This window comes from Mesorhizobium sp. M7A.F.Ca.CA.003.01.2.1 (assembly GCF_003998945.1).
Lineage (GTDB): Bacteria > Pseudomonadota > Alphaproteobacteria > Rhizobiales > Rhizobiaceae > Mesorhizobium > Mesorhizobium ciceri.
In genome coordinates this window covers 1-1,766 of sequence record NZ_RZRA01001067.1, presented here as the reverse complement: position 1 = coordinate 1,766, position 1,766 = coordinate 1, and the positions used below count along the sequence as shown (strand labels likewise).

At 62.3% G+C, this 1,766-nt stretch carries 3 protein-coding genes and 1 pseudogene; 3 read left to right on the top strand and 1 reads right to left on the bottom strand.

Going from position 1 to position 1,766, the window contains the following annotated elements; genetic code table 11:
* From EN969_RS29710 to EN969_RS29700, 3 genes and pseudogenes are all read left to right on the top strand, one after another.
* Positions 1-117 (top strand): annotated as a pseudogene (locus EN969_RS29710) (MBL fold metallo-hydrolase); the annotation flags it as partial.
* Position 118: 1 nt separating this feature from the next.
* Positions 119-508, top strand: coding sequence for a nuclear transport factor 2 family protein (locus EN969_RS29705; RefSeq protein ID WP_063168801.1), 390 nt, complete (start codon positions 119-121; stop codon positions 506-508).
* A gap of 26 nt (positions 509-534) precedes the next feature.
* Complete coding sequence (locus tag EN969_RS29700) at positions 535-1,023, top strand: nuclear transport factor 2 family protein (protein WP_063168800.1); 489 nt, start codon at positions 535-537, stop codon at positions 1,021-1,023.
* A gap of 30 nt (positions 1,024-1,053) precedes the next feature.
* Here EN969_RS29700 and EN969_RS29695 read toward each other — a convergent pair whose 3' ends face one another.
* Complete coding sequence (locus tag EN969_RS29695; protein ID WP_013530095.1) at positions 1,054-1,623, bottom strand: methylated-DNA--[protein]-cysteine S-methyltransferase; 570 nt, start codon at positions 1,621-1,623, stop codon at positions 1,054-1,056.
* Positions 1,624-1,766 lie beyond the last annotated feature (143 nt).

Below are 1,766 nucleotides of genomic sequence, written 5' to 3'. Positions count from 1 at the left end.
GCGGCAGACAGCGCCGCGTTGAAGGCCGCCATGGAGACCCGCTTCCCCGGCCTCGGTATGGGCGTCGCCCTCGATGTCGGATCCAAGGTCGCCAAGGGCGAGATGAAGTGGGGCTGACATGGCGACGAACCTCGATTTGATCCGTAGAACCTACGAGGGAACTTCCGAGGAGAACGGCCGCAATCTGCTGGCCGTTCTTTCCGCCGACATCGAATGGACCGAGGCGGAAGGATTCCCCTATGCCGGCACCTATGTCGGCATCGAGGCCCTGATGCAGGGGGTCTTCAAGCGGCTCGGCTCGGAGTGGATCGGATACCACGCCGACGTGCACAGCTTCATTGCCGATAGCGACCGGGTGGCGGCCTTCGGCGTGTATTCCGGTACATATAAGGCGACGGGAAAATCCATGACGGCCCCCTTCGCTCATCTCTACGAACTGCGGGACGGCAAGATCATCCGCATGCGGCAGTATGTCGATACGGTGCTCGTTGCGCGCGCATTGACCTGACACCGAAGCAACCGAGGGAGACATCCGTGCTGCAACTTAAATCCTTCGCGGCGGCCGCTTTCGCGGTCGCGGCGCTCACCGCCGCGGCGCATGCGGAAAACACCAAGCCGGTCAAGCAGGTGCTGCAACAGCATGAATTGACTCAAAAAAACAGGACGCTTGTCCTGAAAGCCTATCAGGCGCTGTTCGGCGACCATGACCTTACCGCGCTGGACCGCTATTGGGCCGAGGCTTACATTCAGCATAACCCGACGATGACGGATGGCCGAGACTCGGTCAAAAAGCTTCTCGAAAGCATGGGTGTCGCCAATTGGCCAAAACAAAAAGTCGACTTCAAGCGGGTGATCGCCGAAGGCGACCTCGTCATGACCCAGGTCGTTCAACCGAGGGCAGGTAACATGCCGGAGACCGTCATCGTGGACATTTTTCGCGTTGAAAACGGCAAGATCGCCGAGCATTGGGACGTGATGCAGCCGGTGCCCGCCAACCCGGTCAATAAGCGACCGATGTACTGATCCAGGCCTTCTGCCAGCGCCGGCCGCCGCTCAAAACCCGAACGATACCTGCGCCGGCGGCGGCGGGCCGACGCGCACGCCTTCCATGGCCAGCATCTTCTCCTTGGTGACCGAGCCGCCCGGCGCCGAGAAGCCGCCGATCTTGCCGCCGGCGGCAAGGATGCGATGGCAAGGGATGACCAGCGGCACCGGATTGGCTCCAAGGGCGGCCCCGGTTTCGCGGGCGAGCCCGGCATGGCCGGCGGTCTTGGCCAGCTCACCATAGGTGGTGGTTTCGCCGAAGGAGAGTTTTCGCGCCGCGTCGTAAATGGCGAGGCGGAAATCGTCGACGCCGTCGAGATCGACCGGTACGGCGGAGAAATCGACATCCTCGCCCGCCGCATAGGCCTTGATCGCTGCGATCAGCTCGACCACCCATGGCGGCTGCGCCGTGGAAGCGGAAACGCCACCGTGACGCAGCAGGCGCCGTTCCACCGCTTCGCGGCTGCGTTCGGGCAGGCAGAGCCGGATCAGGCCCTTTTCGCTCCAGGCAATGCCCATGAAACCGATCACTGTTTCTAACACTGCGTGGCCGGCCGTGATCGAAGCTGTCGTGACCATGATGCGTTCCTTCCCGCAAAGTGGCGAAATCCGGGATTCGTCCCAGTACATATCCGGAACAATATGGCATCGCCGCCCGCGTCTCGCCACCCGAAAACCACCTGATCGCCCCGATTGCCCGGCCTGAATCGCTGGTGTAAGGG

Bases quoted from the DNA above. Each gene is read 5' to 3' on its own strand.
- EN969_RS29695 (WP_013530095.1), bottom strand. From the start codon at position 1,623: ATGGTCACGACAGCTTCGATCACGGCCGGCCACGCAGTGTTAGAAACA.
- EN969_RS29705 (WP_063168801.1), top strand. From the start codon at position 119: ATGGCGACGAACCTCGATTTGATCCGTAGAACCTACGAGGGAACTTCC.